The organism is Paraburkholderia sp. Ac-20340 (assembly GCF_017104965.1).
Taxonomy (GTDB): Bacteria; Pseudomonadota; Gammaproteobacteria; order Burkholderiales; family Burkholderiaceae; genus Paraburkholderia.
This window is the reverse complement of the sequence record NZ_JAAGPR010000001.1, coordinates 283,820-304,752: the sequence shown is the minus strand read 5'-3', so window position 1 is coordinate 304,752 and position 20,933 is coordinate 283,820. Positions and strand designations below refer to the sequence as shown.

Genomic DNA, 20,933 nt, shown 5'->3' with positions numbered 1-20,933 from the left:
GTGGTTTGCATCGACTGTCTCCATTATTGTTGGCCTGCAACACGATGCTGCCGGCTCTCGATTAATGAAGGCATTCTAGCGATGCGAACCCTTCTCCCTGCTTTCGCAAAAGCCCCTGAAACATGCGGGATTTCCATGAGTCGCAGGGTTTATTCAGGCTTTTTCTGTTGAATGACAATTGTTGTTATTCAGTGCAATGCAGCATGGCCGCACGAGGCATAGTCAGGCTTAGGGAATCCTTAAGGTCAAAAAAAAGGCCGGTAGCCGAAGTCACGGTCGATCGACCATGCTTCCTGCTACCGGCCTGCCGGGCTAACGCCGGATTTAAAACCCGGCGTTATATCGCTGCGTTATTGGTCTGCCAGCGCTGCACGCACCTTGCGGACTTCGCCCGCGTCGACAGCCGCCGCGCGATTCGACCAGCCGCTGCGCACGAACGTAGCCAGCGCGGCCACTTCATCGTCATTCAGGCGAGCCGCGAAACCGGGCATCGGCAAGACCGAAGGCGCCTTCGCCGTGGAAGGCGTTTTCGCGCCCGCGAGCATCACGTGCAGCAGCGCATCGGGACTCGACGCATTGACGATGCTTGCGCCATCCAGACGCGGGAACACGCGCGGCGCACCGTTGCCATGTACGAAGTGACACGCGCTGCAATTGTCGAGATAGAGACGCTCGCCCAGCGTGAGGTTCTTCGCCGCCGTGAGATGCGCCGCCGTTTCGTTCGCTGCAGAAGGTGCGCCCGCAACGGTCTGCGCACTGCCCAGGCTCTGCAGATAAGCGGCGATTGCGTTCAGATCGGCGTCGTTCAGATGCGAGGTGCTGTTGTACACCACCGACGTCATTTCGCCCGCCACCGAAGCCTGGCTATTACGCCCCATCTGCAGATAATCGACGATATCCGCGCGCGACCACTTCGCGATGCCACGCAGCGGCGGCACGTTCCAGCCATTGAGGCTGCCGCCCGCAAGATAGCGCGCGTCGCTGCCATCGAAGGCCTTCTCGTTCATCGCGATACCGCGCGGCGTATGGCAACTGCCGCAATGGCCCAGGCCTTCGACCAGATAAGCGCCACGCTGCACTTCAGCGTTCGCGCCTTCCGGTGCCACGAAAGGTTTGTCCGATGAGAACGCCCAGTTCCACAGCCCCATACCCCAGCGCTGGTTGAACGGGAAGCTCAGCTTCGTGAGCGGAGCAGGCTCGTCGCTCGGCGCCACGCCCTTCATGAAATAGACGTAGAGCGCATGCACGTCTGCGTCGGTCAGCTTCGCATACGACGGGTAAGGCATCGCCGGATAGAGATTCGTGCCGTCCGCGCGAATGCCCTTGCGCAACGCATTCGCGAATTGCGCTTCCGTGTAATGGCCGATGCCGTTGCGCGTGTCCGGCGTGATATTGGTCGAGTAGATCGTACCCAGACCGCTCTTGATCGCGAGACCGCCCGAATAAGGCTTTCTGCCTGTCGTGCTATGACAGGCCATGCAATCGCCCGCACGTGCGAGGTATTCGCCGTGCTGGATCAACGCGGCCTGCGCGTCCTGAGTCTGTCCTTGAGCATGCGCCGCGGCCATGCCCATGCCTGCTGCAACCGTCATGATTGCAGCCGTCAAAGTCTTGAATAGTTTCATGGTCATGCTTGCACGAGCGGGCCGGGGTTCTTGAGGTACTGCTCCTTGATCGCGCGCGCGGCCATCAGCGTGATCGCGCCAATCGTGGCAGTGGGATTCGCCTGGAAGTTCTGCGGGAACGCATTGCCGCCCGGCACGAAGACGTTGTGCACGTCCCAGCTTTGCAGATAGCGGTTCAACGCGCTGGTTTCCGGCGAATCGCCCATCACCGCACCGCCCACGTTATGCGTGGACACATACTTCGTGATATCCCAGTGCGAATCGAGCGACAGGAAGCTTTCCGAATAACTATCCGGGTTCAATTCCTTCGTGACGTCCAGCACGATCTTGCGCAGATGCTGCTGCAATTTCAGTTCGTTCTGTTTCCAGTCGAACGTAATACGCAGCAGCGGCTGGCCCCACGGGTCTTTATAGTTCGGATCGAGATCGACGTAATGATCGCGGTACGACATACAGCTCGTCGTGATGCTGATCTTCATCGAATGGCCGTACCAGTCCTGCATGCCCTCTTTCCAGCCCTTGCCCCAGGCAGGCGTGCCATGCGGCAGCGCGGTGCCGATCGGTGCGCCCGAAGACTGCGAACTATGAATCTTCGCGCCGCCGATAATCCCGAGCGAAGGCCCGTCGAAATTACCCGGTGAGACATCGTTGAACATCTGACCGGTCGCGCCGGCCGTGGCGAACGGATTGAAATTCTTGTCCTTGAAGAACAGCGTTGCGCCGCCATTACTCAGGAATGCGTAGTTACGGCCGATCGTGCCCTTGCCCGTGACCGGGTCATAAGGCTTGCCGATACCCGAAAGCAGCATCAGCCGCACGTTCACGAACTGGAAGCCCGCCAGCACGACGATCTTCGCGGGCTGGAACACTTCGTTGCCGTGCTCGTCCGCGTAGGTCACGCCCTTCGCGGTCTTGCCGTCCTCGTGCAACTCCACGCGCAGCACATTCGCGTTGACGCGGTACGAGAAGTTGTCCATGCGCTTGAGCGCATCGAGCACCGCCGTTTGCGGCGAAGCCTTCGAGAAGTTCAGACACGGATACTTGCTGCAGAAGCCGCAGTAATTGCACGGCGCGATCTGGCAGCCATACGGGTTCGTCCATGCGCGCGAAACGTTCGCCGAAGGATTCGGAAACGGGTGATAACCGAGCTTGCGCGCCGCCGTAGCGAACATCGACGTATTGAGCGTGTCTTCCAGCGCGGGCAGCGGCGCAGGATTCGAGCGCGGCCCTTCGAACGGATCGCCGCCTTCCATGATCTTGCCGCGCAGATTGCCGGTATTCGCCGAGAGGCCGCAGACCTTGTCGAAGAAGTCGTAATACGGCTCGATTTCGTCCCACGTGAACGGGAAGTCCTGCACCTGCATGCCTTCTTCGAGCTGGCCTTTCTTGTAGGCCTGATCGGCGTAAGTCTTGAGCTTGAGGTCGGTTGGCGTCGGACGGATCAGCACGCCGGTCCAGTGCAGACCCGAACCGCCCACACCCGTGCCAGGCACAAAAGCGCCCCATTTGCGGGTCGGCAGCGCGGTGTCGTTAGCCGAATGCCGCACGGTCAGCGCGCCATCGCGCGGCGTGACCATGACCTTGTTACGCACGGCGTAAGCGTATTGATCGGCGGGCTTCGGGTACGCGAAGTCGCTATTGCTGCGGTCCTCGCCGCGCTCCAGCGCGCGCACTTTCAGGCCCGCCTGCGCCAGTTCCATACTCATGAGCGAACCGGCCCAGCCCAGCCCGACGACCACGACGTCTACGGCGTCATTAGTGATGTTTGCCACGTTATTCCTTGAATCTGTCTGTCTTCAGTCGATCGGCAGCACCGCGTCAGGCGCGCATGCCGGTGAGGCTCACGGGGCCGAGCGGGTATTTCACGTTATGTTGCGTGACCCACTCCAGAAAGCTCGCGCGTGCGCCCGGAAAGCCAATCGCAATCCACGCTTTCATGCCTTTATTGCCGCCGTAAATCGGATCGGACAGATAGCCGTTCTTCGAATCCGAAAGCATTTCGCCAAAAAACTGACTGCCTTTGAGCGCCGGTTCGCCAAACTGCGCGAAGTCGATCTCATTGGCCTGCATGGCCTTGAGTGCGGCATCCTGCTTGTCTGCATCGAGTTCGCTGAAACGCTTCTGATGCTGCTGCTCGCACCATGCGTCGACGGTCTTGATACCGCGCTGATAAATCTCTTGCGGCGTATAAGGCAGTTGATAGCCGAGCGTCGGCGGCGCCTTCAGATCGAAAGGGCCTTGCAGATAGATTTCGTGGCCGAATTCGCCGTGCAATTGCTGATCGATAAAGATCGGCACATTGGTTTCGAGTGCGCCGGGGCCGCGGCCATCGGCGGGAATCAGACGATCGCACGCTGCCAGCACGAAGCGCCATTCATCGGCGGAAAAGAACGCCGGGTGATAGGCCGCGAGGTCAGGCGCGGCGATTTCCGCAACCTGCGCAGCGCTCATGCCATGCACGGCGATACCCAAAGCGGGCAACGCGAGCAAGGAAGAAACAAGGAATTTTCGTCGTGAGAATTGTGGGGACGACATGATCGAGCCGCTCCTTATTATTTGTTTGAATCTGCAAAGCGCACGCCATACGGCGGCGGCGCATTGTAGGGGTTGTGCCGGACAGTGCGCGGGATAGGCAATCGACACCCCGCGCATGCAGGCTTAGAAGGTTTCCCAATCCTGATCGGCGTTCACTGCCGCAAGAGCAGTTTCACGCACGGGGGCGCTGGCTTGCGGCTCTTTGGCCGCTTTGGCGAGCTTCGGCTCGCGCGGTGCGGGCGCTTTGGCTTTGAAAGCCACGGACGCACGGCGCGGCGCGGCGGGCGGCGTAGATGCGGTTTGCACTGCCGCTGGCAACGGCGCGGGCTGGACAGCATACGCAGCCTGCGAGGAAAGGCTGAACACCGAAACAGCCGTGCGCAAACGCTCGGCCTGATCTTCCAGCGACTTCGACGCAGCCGCCGCTTCTTCCACCAGCGCCGCGTTCTGCTGCGTGACCGTATCCATCTGCCCCACCGCCTGATTCACTTCGGCGATGCCGGTGCTCTGTTCCTCGGCAGCGGCCGAGATTTCGCTGACGATATCGGAGACATGGCGAATCGACTGCTTGATCTGCGCCATCGCCGAGCTGACTTCCGAAGCCTGACGCGCCCCGCCATCGATTGCCGTGGCCGAAGCGCCGATCACCTCCTTGATCTCCTTCGCCGCTGCCGCCGAGCGCTGCGCGAGGCTGCGCACTTCGCTGGCCACCACCGCAAAACCGCGACCCTGCTCGCCCGCACGCGCGGCTTCCACCGCCGCGTTGAGCGCGAGAATATTGGTCTGGAACGCGATGCCTTCGATCAGCGTGGTGATATCCGCAACCTTGCTGGAATTCTCGCTGATACGCGACATGGTGTTCACCATGCCTTCGACGGTCGTTGCGCCCGCATCGACCACTTCGATGGCCGTGGTCGTGAGTCCCGCAGCCTGACGCGCGTTTTCAGCGCTCTGGCGCACCACGGTCGTAATCTGCGTCATGCTCGAAGCGGTTTCTTCGAGCGAGGCGGCCTGCTGTTCGGTACGCGCCGAAAGATCGGTATTGCCCGCGGCAATTTCGCCCGAGGCCGTCCGTACGCTATCGGTTGCATCGCGGATACCGCGCACGGTGCTGGCAAGCTGATCGCGCATCTGGCGCAGCGAATGCAGCAGGCTGGTGCGATCGCTCGCCGCCGTGTCGATCGGCATGTCCAGGCGGCCATCGGCGATATGACGGGCAATCTCTTGCGCGTAAGCCGGTTCGCCGCCAAGCTGGACGAGAATGCTGCGCGTGATCAGCACGGCAAAACCCACTGAAATCACGAGGCCGAATAGCGAAGCCGCAATCAGCGTATTGCGGCCCGCGCTATAGGTGGAGTTCGCTGCGGCGGCCGTAGCGGCGGCGCGGCTCACTTCGTAATCGCGGAACTTGCCGAGCACATCGGTCCAATCGGAGAGCGCCGGGCCGGTCTGCTTCGAGAGCATTTCAGGTGCGCCCGGATCGGCCTGCATGCCGAGTTCGGCATTCTTCTTGACGAGCGGCTCCGCCACCTGACCAAGCTGGTCGATCTGCGCGATGAAATCGCGCTCGCGCGCATCCGTGGTGTCGTTCTGCGCAAACAGGGTCTGCATGCGCGTCATGGCGTCGTGATAGTCGCCCAGCTTTTCGTCGACGTTGCGCTTTTGCGTTTCCATGTCGGCGGGATCGTGCGCGACGATCAGGCGTTGCATCGCCAGCGACGCGCCCTGCGCCTTGCCCAGCGCGCGGCCAAGCAGGCCGATCTGCGCGGTGCCGACATTGAGGCCCGAATAGATGACCGTATTGAGCGAATGCAGGACGAACAGTGCCGAGCCCACCACGACGGCGAACAGCACCAGCAGCGCACCGAAACCCACGGTGAGGCGCGTACCCACCCTAAGTCGCGAAAGTTGCATAAGAGACAAACCCCAAGAATTAAAAAATTGTCTCTTCCGTTTTACTGTCGCCACCTGGACCAAGGTGCTGTCGTTCTTGTTAGCCGATGCGCGGCCGCTGTTACGTGTCTTTTATCTGTCTGGCGCGCGCATCGCTTGCCACGGCGCGGCGCTTGTATCGGCGCTCGGCTCGTTTTTCCCTACCACTTCTCACCGTGACAGGCGCAGTAACGGCATTTGAAAGTAAAACTTTAGTTAAAAAGCCGCACGAGTGAGTTTTATTGGATCAATGTGACGGCCGTGTGAGCGATGAGCGCAATTAAATCGCGCTGTAAAGCTTGCGTAAGCCATGCGGGAAGGCTGACAAAACTGTAATTCGAAAACCCCAAAGTGGCCCCAATCCGCCCCACTACTCCTTACATCGCCTTACCCCAAGCCGCGCTATCGTTCAGTCTGACGCGCCAATCGCTCCAGGCGCGATGAAAAGGATTCCCACCGTTGGACAGTACCCATTTCGATTGCACGAGTTGCGGCAAATGCTGCACCGATCTGCGCCTGCCGCTCACGTTTGCCGAAGCGACCCGCTGGATCGAGCGCGGCGGCCAGGTCGACCTGCTTTGCGAAGCGATTCCCTGGCCAGCCGAGCCCGACGCGAGCAACGCCTACGCCGCCTATAAGCGCGCACGCACCTTCGCGGCCATGAGCGGCGAATTGCCGGTGCGCGTGGGCATTACGCTGGCCGCGACCTTCTCCGGCCCGTGCCCGAATCTCGGCGCAGACTTGCGTTGCGGCATTTATACGGAGCGGCCGCTCGTGTGCCGCATCTATCCCGCCGAAATCAATCCGTTCTACGCGATGAAGCCGGAATTCAAACTCTGTCCCGACGAAGCGTGGCAAGCGCCCACGCCGTTTGCCGTCGATGGCGTGCTGATGCAGGCCGACACGCGCGATGCGATCGACGCGAGCCGGCGCGCGGACGAAGCCTCGGTCGAGATGAAGCGCGCGCTTTGCGAACGTCTGGGACTTCAGCACGCATCTGTAGCCAACGAGGGATTTGTGGTCGCGTCGCCCGAACGCGAGCGTCTGCTCGCGGCGCTGCGCGATGTGCAGCAGGACGCGCGCGAACCTGCAGCGCAAACAGTGTGGACGCTGGTGTCGAACCGGCGCGCAACCGTGGACACGCTAATTGAAGTAGGTGCGCGTGGCACCATGGATAGCGATGCGAATCGCGAAGGCTGCCATTACCTCGGCTTGTAAGGCCAGGTCAGGCCCGCTCACGCCCATTCAGACCTGCTCCTGGCGCGAATCGGCTTCATCTTCGGCGGCGGCTTCGCTTTCGCTGTCACTTTCATGCTCGCCGTCCGCCGCGAATACGATCTGGTTGCGGCCCGAACGCTTTGCGCGATACAGCGCGCGGTCGGCGGCGTCGATCAGCGCGCGCGCCGCCGCACCTTTATCGGCCGATGTGCCCGGCGTCACTGCCACGCCGATCGACAAGGTCACCGGCACCTGCGCGCCGTCGTTGCTGCGCACGACCAGCGCTTCCACCGCACGACGCACGCGCTCCGCCACCACGTTGGCATTCGAGCGGTCGCCTTGCAGCACAGCCACGAATTCTTCGCCGCCGAAGCGCGCGACGGTTTCGCCCAGCCGCACCGCCGAGCGAATACACGCGCCCACCGCGGCCAGCACGCGATCGCCCACGGCGTGACCGTGCGTATCGTTGACCAGCTTGAAATGGTCGAGATCCATGAATAGACACGCCACCGCCACGCCATGGCGCGCCGCGCGCTGCAATTCCTCTTCGAGCCGCATTTCGAAGTAGCGCCGATTCGGCAATCCTGTGAGCGAGTCGGTCATGCCCAGATGCTTGAGCTGTTCGCGCTGCGCCACATTGACGAGTCCCGCGCTCACGAAACCCGCGAAACGCGCGAGCAGATCGGTCGCCATGCCGTCGGCGAAGCGCTCGCGGTTCTTGCCGATCAGGCTCAAATAGCCGAGCGGGCCCGAACGATGGCGCAGCGGCAGGATCGCGACGCTCGCATCGTCCGATATCGAACCGAACAAGGCGGCGCGCACTTCGTCGCTCAGCGCATCCACGGCGCCGAGCATCGGCGATGCTTCGGGGAGGTCGAATTCGGCGGTACGTCCCCAGCGCAAGTGATCGCTCGCCGGTGCGGACTGCGCGACGGCCGCGTGCAGTTCGGCCGCGAGGCGCGCGCCTTCGTCGAGCCATAGCGTGGCCGCGCCGAGATCGAAAACCTGCACGAGTTCGCCGGTCAGAATGTCGAGAAAGGCCGCGAAATCTTCGGCCTCGATCAGCAGCAACTCGACATGCTGAAAGCGCTGCAGTGCGCGCTCGTTATGCTGGACGGTGTTCACGAGCAAACGCAGGCGTTCGCCGATGGAGGTTGATTCGGTCACAGGAGCACCGGGGATGGATATGCCGTGCTTATCGGCAATTTCACCACGGGCCTTTAATCCGTTTCAGGCAATGATTCATTTTGCGCAAAGCGCCTGAATGCGGACTTTACGCAAGCTTATTTGGATTGCGTTTCGGCGGCCTTTGCAATGGCGGCGGCCGCGTGTGCATCGGCATCGAGCAACGCGCGCAAGGTCACCTGACTCGAACCGTCCACCGCCGACTGCGCCCCCATGCGTCGCGCGCGCGGTTCATGCGCATGAATGGTCGAGCGCACCAGCGGATAAATCTGCGTATCCCAGCGGCGGCCGTTGAATACGCCGTAATGCCCCACGCCGGTTTGCACGTGATGGGTTTTCATATACGGCCGCAAACCCGAACACAATTCCTGCGCCGCCACGGTCTGCCCTACTGCGCAGATATCGTCCTTTTCGCCTTCCACCGTGAGCAATGCCGTGTGCCGGATCGCGTGCGGCTCCACCAGCCGCTCGCCCACCTTGAGTTTGCCCAGCGGCAGCGCATATTCCTGAAACACCGAACGCACGGTCTCCAGATAAAACTCCGTCGTGAGATCGCTGGTGGCGAAATATTCCTCATAGAAAACGCGGATCGCCTGCGCTTTTGCAGCGTCGCCATGGGCGCGTTCCCGCCGCATTTCATCGAATGAAGCCAGATGCCGTTCGAGATTCATCGACATAAACGCACTCAATTGCACAAAGCCCGGATATACACGCCGATGCGCGCCCGCAAAACCGCCCGGCACCGCGCCAATCAGATTGCGCTCGAACCATTCAATTGGCTTGCTATTGGCGAGGTCGTTAACCGAAGTGGGATTGACGCGGCAATCGATCGGCCCGGCCATCAGCGTCATGCTCGCGGGCTGCGCGGGATCGTTGTCGGCGGCCATCAGCGCGACCGCCGCGAGCGCGGCGACCGTGGGCTGGCAGATCGCCACCAGATGCGCATCGGGGCCGATGCGGCGAATAAACGCCATCACGTGCTCGACGTATTCGTCGAAACCAAAGCGCCCCGCGGCGAGCGGCACGTCGCGCGGATTGTGCCAGTCGGTGATATAGACGTCGTGGTCGGCGAGCATCGTGCGCACCGTGCCGCGCAGCAGCGTGGCGAAGTGGCCGGACATCGGCGCGACCAGCAATACGCGCGGTTGTGGCGCAAGCGCTGCGTCCATGTTCTTGCGAAAGTGCAGCAGCGTGGCAAACGGCGTGCGTTTCGCAACCTCTTCGGTCACGGCCACGCGTGCGCCATTCACCAGCACCGAATCGATATCGAAGGGCGGTCGCGCATGCGTGAGTCCCGCCATCTCCAGTTGTTCGCACCAGGCGTCGAGTTCGCGTGCGCCGTATGCTGCGCCCAGCGTGGGCCATGTCGCCAGCACGCTGCGCGTGAGCGACGCGGCGGCGCGCCACGGGCGCATCAGATCGGCGAACGCTTGATACATCGGATAGGCAAGCAGATTCATGGCGGCTGTCGTGCGGGCAAAGTCCCTGCATGGCAGGCAATAGCTATGCCAGTACGCGCCGCATTGGCATGAGCCTTGCACCTGAATCGATGCACCCATCGGCGCTATCGTTGCTTCACGCAGCCTCGCGATGCTCGTGTGCCTCAGCGTAGTGCATGACGCCGACATTCACGGTGCGCCGCGCCCGCGATGTGTGCGTTGCAGGGTATTCGGCAAGGCGCAATGGAGTATTGAAGTACTGGAAATCCGTGGTCAGGAGACCTGCATGAATCAGACGAATACGAGCCTTACGATCAGCAGCCGCAATTACTCTTCGTGGTCGATGCGCGGCTGGCTGCTCGCGAAACTCGCGGGCCTCGAATTCGAAACCATCACCGTACCCGTCGACGATGCCGCAGCGCGCGCCGAACTGCTGCTGCTTTCACCGTCGATTCTCGTCCCGTGCCTGCACCACGACGGCAGCGAGATCTGGGACACGCTGGCTATCTGCGAATATCTCAACGAAATCAATCCGCAGGCCAAGCTCTTGCCCAAGGACCGCAAGGCGCGCGCACATTGCCGCTCCGTGTGCGGCGAAATGCATTCGGGCTTTAGCGCGCTGCGTTCGGCGCTGCCGATGAATCTGCGCGGACATTTTCCGAACTTCCGCATCTGGTCGCGTGCGCAGGACGATATCGAACGCATCGTCACGATCTGGCGCGAGTGTCTGGCGCAATATGGCGGCCCGTGGCTATTCGGCGAGATTGGCGCCGCCGATGCGATGTACGCGCCGGTGGTCACGCGCCTGCTGACCTACGAAGTGCCGATCGACGCCGATATCGGCGAGTACTGCATGCGCGTGCTCAAGCAGCCTTATGTCGCCGAATGGATTGCCGCGGCGCAAGCTGAAACTATCGATATCGACGAACTCGACATGGAGTTCTGATCGCGCATGATTTCGTGCATGATTACCCACATTATTTCGCCATACGAATTATTTCAAAGGCGCACACAAACCCTGCACCGCTGAAAAGAACGACGCCACCAGTCGGCTCTCGCGCCGTTCCCTGAGACAGCACACGTGGATGTGCGTTGAAATCGGATCGCCCGCGATACGCACTTTGCGCAAACGCTCGTCTGCTACGTATTCCGATTCGGACACCGTTCCCACACCCAGGCCGCGCGCCACGGCTTCGCGCAGCGCCTCGCGGCTGCCGATCTCCATCGCCACGCGCGGTGTCGCGCCAATTTCAGCCAGCGCTTCTTCCAGCGCCAGCCGCGTGGTCGACCCGGCTTCGCGCATCAAGAGGCGTTCGCTCGCCAGCTCCGCCAGTTCGACCGTGCCGCGCTGCGCGAACGGATGCGCCGCATGCACGAACACCACCACCGGATAACGCGCGTATAGCTGCATGTGATAGCGCTCGTCGGCCGATGCGCGCGCGACCACGCCCACATCGCAGGCGTACGCATCCAGTTCGCGCATCACATGCTCCGAATTGCCGAGCGCCACCGAGAGATGCATGTTCGGATGCCGCGCGTGATATGCCTCGATCATTTCCGTCACATGAAACGGCCCCACTGCGCCGATTTTCAGCGAGCCATGCGTGAGCGCGCCACTATCGCGCAGCAGCGAGATCGCGTCGTTTTCCAGACCGCCAATCTGGCGCGCGATCGGCAAAAGATCGAGACCCACTTCAGAGAGTTCGACGCGGCGGCCGCGCCGGTGAAAGAGTTGAACGCCGTGTTCCTGCTCGAGCGCCTGAATCTGCGAAGTCACGGTTGTCTGACTCATATTGAGCGCGCGTGCTGCTGCCGTGAAGCCGCCGTGATGCACCACCGCGATAAAGGCGCGGATCTGGGTCAATGTCATATAAGCGTCATTTTTTATCGATCGGAATTTTCGGTGGCAACACCGAAATTCAACGGGTATTTCGATCATAGCGGCGTCATGTGTCAAAACTATTCTGTTGCTCACACCGGGCCGAAACCCATTCGAATCCAGCGACGATTCGTCTGATCTAAAGCCCACACCCCGACCCCACTGGTGCGAGCATGACGACTTCTCTCAACGTTCATTCCCTTCACGACGCCGCCGAAGCACGCGTGCGCAATCCGCGCCGCCCAGCGCCTTATCAGGGCCGCCTGACCACCGCGATTTTCGATTGGGCCGGCACGGTGCTGGACTTCGGCTGTATCGCGCCGGTCGAAGCCTTCTGCGAAGCGTTCGCGCTCGCACAACTGCCGATCACCGTGGCCGAAGCACGCGCACCGATGGGCGCCGCCAAACGCGAACACATCGCCCTGATCCTGCGCGATGAAAGCGTTCAGGCACGCTGGCAGGCGCAGTTCGGCCGCGCTTCGAACGAAGACGATATCGACACGCTTTACGCCTCGTTTCTGCGCATCGACGAAGTCAACGTCGCCAAATACAGCGCACTGATTCCCGGCGCGCTTGAGACGATCGCGGCACTGCGCGCACGCGGCATCGCCATCGGCAGCACGACGGGTTATCCGCGTGAAGTCATGAAGAATCTTCAGCCGATCGCCGCCGCGCACGGTTATGCGCCGGACTTCTGCTGCACCGTGAGCGATGTGGCGCGCGGCCGGCCGTGGCCCGATATGTGCCTTGCCAACGCGCTCGCGCTGGGCGCGGCGCACGTGCAAAGCTGCGTGGTGGTGGACGACAGCCCCACGGGTCTGGAAGCCGGTCTCGCCGCCGGAATGTGGACCGTCGGCATCGTCGCGACCGGCAACGAAGTGGGCCTTTCGCTCGCGCAATGGCAGGCGCTCGACGCTGCTGCACGCGAAGCGCTGCTCGCCCCCGCGCGCGAAAAACTCGCCCGCACCGGCGCGCATTTCCTCATCGACAGTATTGCCGAACTGCCCGCCGTGATCGACGCAATCGAGCGCAGCATGGCCGCCGGGGAAGCCGCATGAACGCCTGGCATTTTCATAACCCGGTGCGCGTGCGTTTTGGCGCGGGCTCGCTCGATGAAATCGGCGAAGCCATCGCGGGCCGCCGCTACGTGATCGTCACTTATCCCGACGCCTTGTTCGCGGCCCTCGCCGATCGTATCGAAGCCCGCAACGGTGCTGCGCTCGCGCGCATCGATTCGGTCGAAGCGAATCCTTCGGTGCCGATGCTGCGCCGTGCGTGCGAGCAACTCGCCGCGCTGGAAACAGCGCCCGAAGTGCTGATCGCGCTGGGCGGCGGATCGGTGATGGACAGCGCGAAAGTGCTGGCCGCCGAACACGGCGCGTTCGAACCCGTGCTCGCCTACCTCGAAGGCGCCGCTTCCACTGGCCGTCGCGCGCTGCCGATCATCGCGATTCCCACCACGGCCGGCACCGGCAGCGAAGTGACCTGCTGGGCCACTGTCTGGGACCCGGCGAACGATCGCAAGCTCTCGCTTTCGCGCGAAGACCTCTACGCAGAAGCGGTCATCGTCGATCCGAGCCTGATGGTGGGCTTGCCGATGCAGCCGACCATCGCCAGCGGACTGGACGCACTCTCGCACGCGCTCGAAAGCATCTGGAACGTACACGCGAATCCCGTCACGCGCGGTCTCGCGATCCACGCGGCGCGCGAATTGATTTCGGGCCTGCAACGCGTGAGTACGAATCCTCAGGATATCGAAGCACGTGGCGCGATGGCACTGGGCGCGCTGCGCGCCGGCCTCGCGTTTTCGAATACGCGCACCGCGCTCGCGCACAACATCTCGTACGCCATCACGCTCTCGCGCGGCGTGGCGCACGGCATTGCCTGCTCGTTCTGCCTGCCCGCCGTGATGGCCGCCGCACTGGGCGTGGACCCGGATTGCGACGCCGCGATCGGCGAGATTTTCGGCGATGTCGATCAGGCGCCCGAACGCCTGGCCGATCTGCTCGACACGCTGGGCGTCGCGCAGCATCCCGCCGCTTATGGCGTGGATGCGGCGCAATGGGAAACCATCGTCGATCAGGCTTTCGACGGCGCGCGTGGCCGCAACTTCATTGGCCAGCGCGCCAACTTCCCGCACATCGATTTCACCTCGCGCGCGCAAGCTGCCGCCGCGCACTGATATTCATCGCTCAGGAGATTCCAGCGTGACTATGCAAAACCCTGTGCCGCGCACCGTCGAAACCGACGCGCTCATGCGGCTCGACAACATGCCCTGGACGCGCTTTCATACGCTGATGCTCGTCGCGCTTGGCGTGGGCTGGGCACTCGATTCATTCGAGACCAACATTATCGGCAGTGTATTCGGTGTCCTGAAGACTCAATGGCACCTCAGTTCCGCGCAGGGCTCGCTTGCCGTGAGTATCTGGGTGTTCGGCATGCTGGTGGGCGCGATTGGCTTCGGTTATCTCGCGGATCGTTATGGCCGCAAGAAACTCTTTCTCGCCACGCTGCTCTGGTACGCGTTTTTCAGCGTCGCCACGGTGTTTTCGTGGAACTACGAGTCGTTCCTGTTCTTCCGCGCGATGACCGCGCTCGCCGTGGGCGGCGAATATTCGGCCGTCACCGCAACAATGGGCGAATTCATTCCCAAGCGTCATCGCGGCCGCACCGATTCATTGATTCTCTCGGGCTTTCCGGTGGGCGCACTGATTTCGGCCGCCATTTCGTATTTCGTGCTCAACCACCTGCCCGGTGCGATCTCGTGGCGCGTGGGCTTTGGCTTCGGCACCACCATGGCGTTGCTGTTCTTCTGGATTCGCCGCGTGATTCCCGAATCGCCGCGCTGGCTGCTGCAACAGGGTCGCGTGGAAGAGGCGGAAGCCATCGTCGAGCGCATCGCCGCCAGCGCTGCGCAGAGCAAGCTCACGCAACAGGAACGCGCACAAGCCGCACAGCGATACCCCAAGACCACACTCGTACCGATGCACCCCGCTTTCTGGCGCAATGTGCGTGAGCTGTTCGGCGCGTACCGCATGCGTTGCGGCCTCGCCAGCGCGCTCAACTTCTCGCAGGCCGCCGTGGTGTATGGCGTGCTTACGCTGATGGCGCTGGTGATCCTGCCGTATATGAAGGTCTCGGCCGCCGACATGCCGATCTACTACGTCTACGGCAATGCGGCCGCGCTCGCAGGCGGCCTGACCGCCTCCGTGCTGGTCGAAGCGTGGGGCCGCCGCGCCTCGCTGTTCGTGAGCTACACCTTCACGACGCTCGCCATCATCGTAATCTACGCGATGCATACGCTGCCCGGCATGGTGATCGGCTACTGCCTGATCCAGTTCGGTGTGACGTGGGCGTATATCTCGGGCTATGTGGTGTCGTCGGAAATCCTGCCTACGCGGATTCGCGCCACGGGCCTTGGCATCTCCGTCGCGGTGGGACGACTGGGCGCCGTGATCGCGCCGCTGATGCTCACCAATGTGTACGCGGCGTCGGGCACGCCTTCGGCAGCGCTGATCGGCCTGCTGCTGCTCGCCCTGCCCGGCCCGATTGCGGCAGCCGCGTGGTGGATGATGGGCCGCGAAACGCGCAACGTTTCGCTCGAAGAAGGCAGTGTCGATGACGGTTATGCCGTTCAGGCAGATGGCGTGCCCCGCGTGGCCTGATAGCGAAATGTCTTGTGCTGCTTGATGCGGCGCCCGGTTCATAAAGAACCGGGCGCCGTTTTCTTTTGGGCGACAGACATGCCGGGATCGCTTCTTGCTGAGATGAGCGGCTTAATAACTGAATGGTGCGCCCACCCACTATTATCTGATTTGACAATAACGAAGCCCATGAACCGGACCATGACAAACCAGCAAAGAGAAACGTAAAAAAGGTGCAATAGCGCGCCACCAAGGATTAACTCGCCGCTATGCGCTCACTCCTTGTCGAAAAAGCGAAACGCAATCGCGCATTCGCTGCGACAACGCTCGCCCTTATTCCGCACAAGCTCCGCTACGCCGGGCATTCGTCATATTTATCGGCGGCTAATGATGCACCTGAATTGCCAGTTTAATGACGTGCGGAAGTTTTTTCCCAATCGACAATTGAACACCTGAGATTAGTCCATTTTTTATCGCAAGATTTTCCTTTTCGTTTAATCGTTCATATTATTGAAAGTCTCTCTGAAAAACTTTTTTACATGTTCGCATCGCTTCATCCATTCGTCACCGATTAATATTTTACCCAATACGAATAAAACAGAGGCGACGCCATGCACTACACTACGCGGTCGATTTCTGCAGTACGGCCGGGCATGATTTTCGGGGCCCGGCACCAGCATTCAGCAGCCCCTTCTCTCGCGTCGCGCGCCCAGCGCAACGACAGGCCGATGTGCGTGCACGCCCACGCGCCGCCTTTGCCTTGCGTGCAGCCTGCACCGCTGCACGCATCGTTCTGACTCACTGACTGATCGCCGCAAGCGCGCGTTCTAACGCCGCGCCTGCTCCTTGCGACGGACTCGCGGTCCGTTGCCGGTCCAACTCGTCCCGAGAGAACTGCACTTGATCTCCAGCACGCATCGCGCGCCGCGCGCGCTCATTCTCCCCGCCATCTGCTTCGGCATACTAATCAACACGTCAGCCATGGCAGCCGACGCCGTGACAGATGGCTTTGCGCAACTGAACCGCAGCGTTCCGGTCACGCGCGTCGTCACCTTGCGCGAGCTGGGTCTGCTCAGCGCCGTCACGCTCACCGCGCCCGATACGCGCCGCGAGTTCTTTCTGCCCGTGCCCGCCGATGTACCGATCAGTGACGCCACGCTGCAATTCGACGGCGGCTACGTGCGCGGCGATGGCGGCCGCACCACCATGCTGCTTTCGCTCGATGGCTCGCCGGTCGCCTCGCGCGCGCTCGACAAGTCAGAAGGCGGCGTGAGCGTCAATCTGGGCGTGGACGGTGCAGCGCGTTCCGTGGGCTTCGTGCGGCTGGGCCTGGGCTACGCATCGGTCATCAACGACAACGTCTGTACCGATCAGACCGCCATCGGCAATGTGTTGCGCGTCGATCCCTCCACGCGCCTGAGCTACCGTTTCGATCCCGCCGACGTGCGCGATCTGCGCACCGCATGGAGCGCGCTGCCTTACGCGCCCGTTCTAACGGTAGCGGGCGCGCATCTGGACGCCGCCTCGCTCGACACGGCCTGGCGCACCGATGCCCTGCTCCAGCGCGACGGCAAGCGGCCCACCATGCAGGCCGTGCCCGCCGTGGGCCAGCCCGTCGATCTAAGCGGCCTGGACGCAAGCGCGATACCCGCCACGCTGCGTGCGATCCCCGCATTCGATGCGCTCGCAACGGCTTTCGGCGCGCCGGATGCGAGCCATCATGTCATCGCCAGCGAAGCCGAACTGGGCGCATTGCTCGCGCTCGCGCCGCGCAATGCGTTCGGCCCCGACGTGCTGCTCGCCGACGCCGCCTTGCGCGCGCGCTTCAACGCCGCGCTCGACGCCTTGCGCGCCCAGGTGGCCACGAATGCGCCTGGCGCATTGCCCGGCTTCGACGCCTGGCGCGCCAACACCGCCGCGCAGATCGTCGCGCCGCTCGCGGCCGGTGAAGCACGCGTGGCGCACTACGGCGGCCGCGCGGTGATCGTGGTGGGCGACAACGCGGGCGCGAGCGTGCTTGCGCATAGCTGGCGTCCCATCGACGTATCGCAGCGCGTGGTGGTGCATCATATCGATCCGGGCGCGCACCTGCACGGCGACACCATTCTGCTTTCCGACCTCGGCGGCGAACCACGTAGCGTCGACGTGCATTCGATCGACTCGTGGGAAGCAAGCTTCGATCTGGCCGCTGCATCCGGCGAAAAAAAGCTGCCCGACGAAGTCGTGCTCGATCTCGCGGCGTCGCCCACGCTCTCCAACGGCGCCGCCACGGCCACGGTCTATTTCAACGACGTGATGATCGGCGCGAAACTGCTCGATGTGGATGGGCATCGCGAACGTCTGCGCCTGAAGATTCCGCGTTACGCGCTCGCACGCACCAACAATCTGCGCGTGACCTTCCGACGTCAGCCGGACGCGGGTTGTCAGGCGCGCCAGTCCTATCCTGTGGCGGTGCTGCCCAGCAGCTATCTGAAGCTCGCGGACGGCACGCCAGGCGCCGATTTTGTAGGCATGGCCGCGCGCTATGCATCGTCCGCCACGGTGATCGTGCCGCAGGCGTATCTGAACGATGCGCTGCATAGCGTGCCGCGTCTGGCCGTGCTCACGGGCGCCGCGGGCGTGGCACCCTTGCCCGCGCATTTCGAAGTCGTCGCCAATGGCCAGACTGCGCATCCCACGGGACCGTTCCTCGCCACCGATGTCGGCCTGGCCGACGAAAGCGACCCGGTCGCCTTCTCGCCCGACCGCCTCCAACTGGACTCGACCAAGGGCGACAAACTCATCGACGTATCCGGCCTTTCGCGTCTCGCGGTGCTGAGCGTGGGCACCTCGGGCGACGCGCACGGCATCGTCTATCGATCGACAGGCACCGCGCCCGTGCTCACCGACAAGCTCCAGCTCTCGCGCGGCAACATTGCGGTGGTGGACAGCACCGGCGTACTCAAGCGCTTCGACACCATCAATCCCGACGATCTCGCCGCGACAGGCACGGGCAGCACGGCATGGGTCACGCACCACTGGACACGCTGGGGCATTCCGTTCGCGCTGATGCTGCTGTTGCTCGCCTTGATCGTCATCGCGCACTTCGCCCGCAAGCGCCGCACCGCACAGACCAGCGAAGAACGCCGCGCCGCCGCCCAACAACCGCCGACCGGCGCGAGCAACGGTAATGGCAATAGCGATGGAAATGGCGTCAATAAAAATGCGCCGCCGCGAGACAAGCCATGATGCTCGCCACGCTCGGCTTTTATGGGCGCATCGCGCTCGCGGAGTATTACCAGTGGCTCGAACACGCGGCCTTCATCGTGTCGGCGATCATTCTGGTTTCGAGTCTCGACGATCTGTTTATCGATCTCTGGTACTGGATTCGCGAAACGGTGCGCCATTTCACGGTCAAGCGGCAGCACAAGCCGCTCACCGTCGCGCAACTCAAGCAGCGCAGCGAGCAGCCGCTCGCGATCATGGTGCCCGCGTGGCACGAGCACGATGTGATCGCCGCGATGATCGAGGACCTGGTGCGCGTGCTCGATTACCGCGCGTATCGCGTGTTTGTCGGCACCTATCAGAACGATGCGGCAACCATCGCCGAAGTCGAGCGCATGCGTCACCGCTATAAGCATCTGCATCGCGTGGAAGTGCCGCACGATGGCCCGACCTGCAAGGCCGATTGTCTGAACTGGATCGTGCAGGCGATTTTCCGCTATGAATTCGAGGCCGGCACCGAATTCGCGGGCATCGTCATGCACGACAGCGAAGACGTATTGCATCCGCTCGAATTGAAGTTCTTCAATTACCTGCTGCCGCGCAAGGACATGATCCAGTTGCCGGTGGCGTCGCTCGAACGCGAATGGTGCGAGCTGGTCGCGGGCACCTATATGGATGAATTCGCGGAATGGCACGCGAAAGACCTGGTGGTGCGCGAAAGTCTCGTGGGCACGGTGCCATCGGCGGGCGTGGGCACCTGCTTCTCGCGCCGCGCCATGCTGGCCTTGATCGCCGATACCGAAGCACAACCCTTCAACACCGAAAGTCTCACCGAGGATTACGACATCGGCGAGCGCATCGGGCGCATGGGGTTGCAGTCGATTTTCGCGCGCTTTCCCGTGCAGTTCGTCACGCATCGCACGACATGGTTCGGCCTGGGCCCCGAGCGTGAAGTCACCATGACGATGCCGCTGTGCGTACGCGAATATTTCCCGGATACGCTTCGGACTGCGTATCGACAACGCGCACGCTGGACACTCGGCATCGGCCTGCAAGGCTGGACGATCACCGGCTGGACCGGCTCGCTGGCGAACCGCTATCTGCTGATGCGCGACCGCAAAGGCATCGTGACATCGTTTGTCGGCATGGTGGGCTATCTGCTGGTGATCCAGTTCACGCTGTTCGCAATCGCTTCGCTGCTTGGCCTCACGCCCGATCTGTTCCCCTCGCCTTTTATCGATTCGCCGTGGATGAGTACGCTGCTCACGGCGAATTTTATTGCGCTGCTGCTGCGCGTGACGCAACGCGTGATCTTTACGACGCGTCTTTATGGCTGGGAGCATGGCGTGCTGTCCGTGCCGCGTCTGGTGATCAGCAACTTCATCAACTTTCTGGCGGCACTGCGGGCGTGGCGGCTGTTTCTCATTCATCTGGTCACGGGCAAGCGTCTCACGTGGGACAAGACGATGCACGATTTCCCGAGCGCCGGTGGCTTGCGCAATACGCGACAGACGCTGGGCGAACTGCTGGTCTCGTGGCAAGCGATTGACCCAGACACGCTAGAGCGCGCGCTGCACGAAGAACATGCGCGAGAAGCACCGCTCGGGCGCGTGCTGATGGCCAATGGCTGGCTGGACGAGGAAACGCTCGCCGAAGCCGTGGCGTTCCAGACCGATCTGCCACGCGGCGAGTTCGCGCCCGCGCGGCTTGACGACCCTGCTAACCAGGTGCCCGTGGATGTGCTCGTGCGTCTGCGCACGCTGCCGCAAGGGATCGACGAAAGCGGTCATGCCGTGTTCGTGGCCGCGAGTCTGCTCACCGATACGGCGCTCGACGAACTGCACGCACTCACGCAACGCACGGTGGCACTGCATATCGTGCGCGAAAGCGAGGTGACGGCCGGACTTCGCATTCTGCGCCGCGTGGAAGAACCACTGCTCGTAGATGCCGATGGCGAAGTGGCCGTGCTTTCTCCAGTGGAATTGGGCGCCACCCGCGGCGTGCCGCTGCTGGGCGACCTGCTGATCGAAATGGGCCTTGTTTCAAGGGCTAGATTCGATGCCGCCTTGCAGGAATATCGCCCCGATCGCGATGGCCGTATCGGAGACTTCATGGTGGCGCGCCACATCATTTCGCGCGAAGCGCTGCAAAGCGCCATCGCCGCACAACAACAACTGCGCGACGCGCAAACGGGAGGCCGATGACGCGCGCCGCACCTGCACGATCAACCGAACGCCGCGCGCCGCGCGCGGCCGCTGCCGGATGGCTTCTG

The 20,933-nt window shown here is 62.4% G+C and carries 14 protein-coding genes; 7 read left to right on the top strand and 7 right to left on the bottom strand.

Annotated features, from left to right (window positions below; genetic code table 11):
- Positions 1–350 precede the first annotated feature (350 nt).
- The 4 genes from G3N59_RS01560 to G3N59_RS37415 all read right to left on the bottom strand — a co-directional run bounded on the left by G3N59_RS01560 (position 351) and on the right by G3N59_RS37415 (position 6,053).
- Positions 351–1,631, bottom strand: coding sequence for a cytochrome c (locus G3N59_RS01560; protein WP_346777837.1), 1,281 nt, complete (start codon positions 1,629–1,631; stop codon positions 351–353).
- Positions 1,628–3,397, bottom strand: a complete 1,770-nt coding sequence (locus G3N59_RS01555; RefSeq protein WP_205980715.1) for a GMC family oxidoreductase — start codon at positions 3,395–3,397, stop codon at positions 1,628–1,630. The genes G3N59_RS01560 and G3N59_RS01555 overlap by 4 nt, the downstream gene beginning before the upstream one ends.
- Before the next feature lie 46 nt (positions 3,398–3,443).
- Positions 3,444–4,160, bottom strand: a complete 717-nt coding sequence (locus tag G3N59_RS01550) for a gluconate 2-dehydrogenase subunit 3 family protein (RefSeq protein ID WP_205980714.1) — start codon at positions 4,158–4,160, stop codon at positions 3,444–3,446.
- A 123-nt stretch (positions 4,161–4,283) separates the two neighbouring features.
- Positions 4,284–6,053 (bottom strand): methyl-accepting chemotaxis protein, encoded by a 1,770-nt coding sequence (locus tag G3N59_RS37415; RefSeq protein WP_346777836.1) that lies wholly within the window; start codon positions 6,051–6,053, stop codon positions 4,284–4,286.
- Between the two features lie 498 nt (positions 6,054–6,551).
- On the opposite strand from G3N59_RS37415, the gene G3N59_RS01540 reads away from it, so the two are divergent.
- Positions 6,552–7,310, top strand: coding sequence for a YkgJ family cysteine cluster protein (locus G3N59_RS01540; protein WP_205980711.1), 759 nt, complete (start codon positions 6,552–6,554; stop codon positions 7,308–7,310).
- Positions 7,311–7,337: 27 nt separating this feature from the next.
- Here the strand turns inward: G3N59_RS01540 and G3N59_RS01535 are convergent, their stop codons facing one another.
- A complete protein-coding gene (locus G3N59_RS01535) occupies positions 7,338–8,477 on the bottom strand; it encodes a GGDEF domain-containing protein (protein WP_205980710.1) in 1,140 nt (379 codons plus the stop codon).
- Between the two features lie 116 nt (positions 8,478–8,593).
- Entirely contained in the window at positions 8,594–9,955 is a 1,362-nt protein-coding gene (phaZ, locus tag G3N59_RS01530) for a polyhydroxyalkanoate depolymerase (protein ID WP_205980709.1), read from the bottom strand.
- 265 nt (positions 9,956–10,220) lie between these two features.
- Here phaZ and G3N59_RS01525 point away from each other — a divergent pair, with 265 nt between their 5' ends.
- Entirely contained in the window at positions 10,221–10,880 is a 660-nt protein-coding gene (locus tag G3N59_RS01525; RefSeq protein WP_205980707.1) for a glutathione S-transferase family protein, read from the top strand.
- Between the two features lie 48 nt (positions 10,881–10,928).
- Here G3N59_RS01525 and G3N59_RS01520 read toward each other — a convergent pair whose 3' ends face one another.
- Positions 10,929–11,804 (bottom strand): LysR substrate-binding domain-containing protein, encoded by an 876-nt coding sequence (locus G3N59_RS01520; protein ID WP_205980705.1) that lies wholly within the window; start codon positions 11,802–11,804, stop codon positions 10,929–10,931.
- A 182-nt stretch (positions 11,805–11,986) separates the two neighbouring features.
- On the opposite strand from G3N59_RS01520, the gene phnX reads away from it, so the two are divergent.
- The 5 genes from phnX to G3N59_RS01495 all read left to right on the top strand — a co-directional run bounded on the left by phnX (position 11,987) and on the right by G3N59_RS01495 (position 20,865).
- Complete coding sequence (gene phnX / locus G3N59_RS01515) at positions 11,987–12,871, top strand: phosphonoacetaldehyde hydrolase (protein ID WP_205980704.1); 885 nt, start codon at positions 11,987–11,989, stop codon at positions 12,869–12,871.
- Positions 12,868–13,995, top strand: coding sequence for an iron-containing alcohol dehydrogenase PsrA (psrA, locus tag G3N59_RS01510; RefSeq protein ID WP_205980703.1), 1,128 nt, complete (start codon positions 12,868–12,870; stop codon positions 13,993–13,995). The genes phnX and psrA overlap by 4 nt, the downstream gene beginning before the upstream one ends.
- A 31-nt stretch (positions 13,996–14,026) precedes the next feature.
- Positions 14,027–15,478, top strand: a complete 1,452-nt coding sequence (locus G3N59_RS01505; protein ID WP_241023145.1) for an MFS transporter — start codon at positions 14,027–14,029, stop codon at positions 15,476–15,478.
- A gap of 960 nt (positions 15,479–16,438) precedes the next feature.
- Entirely contained in the window at positions 16,439–18,685 is a 2,247-nt protein-coding gene (locus G3N59_RS01500; protein WP_205980702.1) for a cellulose biosynthesis cyclic di-GMP-binding regulatory protein BcsB, read from the top strand.
- Positions 18,682–20,865 (top strand): glycosyl transferase family protein, encoded by a 2,184-nt coding sequence (locus G3N59_RS01495; protein ID WP_205980701.1) that lies wholly within the window; start codon positions 18,682–18,684, stop codon positions 20,863–20,865. The genes G3N59_RS01500 and G3N59_RS01495 overlap by 4 nt, the downstream gene beginning before the upstream one ends.
- Positions 20,866–20,933: the final 68 nt, after the last annotated feature.

Bases quoted from the DNA above. Each gene is read 5' to 3' on its own strand.
- G3N59_RS01560 (WP_346777837.1), bottom strand. From the start codon at position 1,631: ATGACCATGAAACTATTCAAGACTTTGACGGCTGCAATCATGACGGTT.
- G3N59_RS01525 (WP_205980707.1), top strand. From the start codon at position 10,221: ATGAATCAGACGAATACGAGCCTTACGATCAGCAGCCGCAATTACTCT.
- phaZ (WP_205980709.1), bottom strand. From the start codon at position 9,955: ATGAATCTGCTTGCCTATCCGATGTATCAAGCGTTCGCCGATCTGATG.
- phnX (WP_205980704.1), top strand. From the start codon at position 11,987: ATGACGACTTCTCTCAACGTTCATTCCCTTCACGACGCCGCCGAAGCA.
- G3N59_RS01500 (WP_205980702.1), top strand. From the start codon at position 16,439: ATGGCAGCCGACGCCGTGACAGATGGCTTTGCGCAACTGAACCGCAGC.
- G3N59_RS01495 (WP_205980701.1), top strand. From the start codon at position 18,682: ATGATGCTCGCCACGCTCGGCTTTTATGGGCGCATCGCGCTCGCGGAG.
- G3N59_RS01550 (WP_205980714.1), bottom strand. From the start codon at position 4,160: ATGTCGTCCCCACAATTCTCACGACGAAAATTCCTTGTTTCTTCCTTG.
- G3N59_RS01505 (WP_241023145.1), top strand. From the start codon at position 14,027: ATGCAAAACCCTGTGCCGCGCACCGTCGAAACCGACGCGCTCATGCGG.
- psrA (WP_205980703.1), top strand. From the start codon at position 12,868: ATGAACGCCTGGCATTTTCATAACCCGGTGCGCGTGCGTTTTGGCGCG.
- G3N59_RS01520 (WP_205980705.1), bottom strand. From the start codon at position 11,804: ATGACATTGACCCAGATCCGCGCCTTTATCGCGGTGGTGCATCACGGC.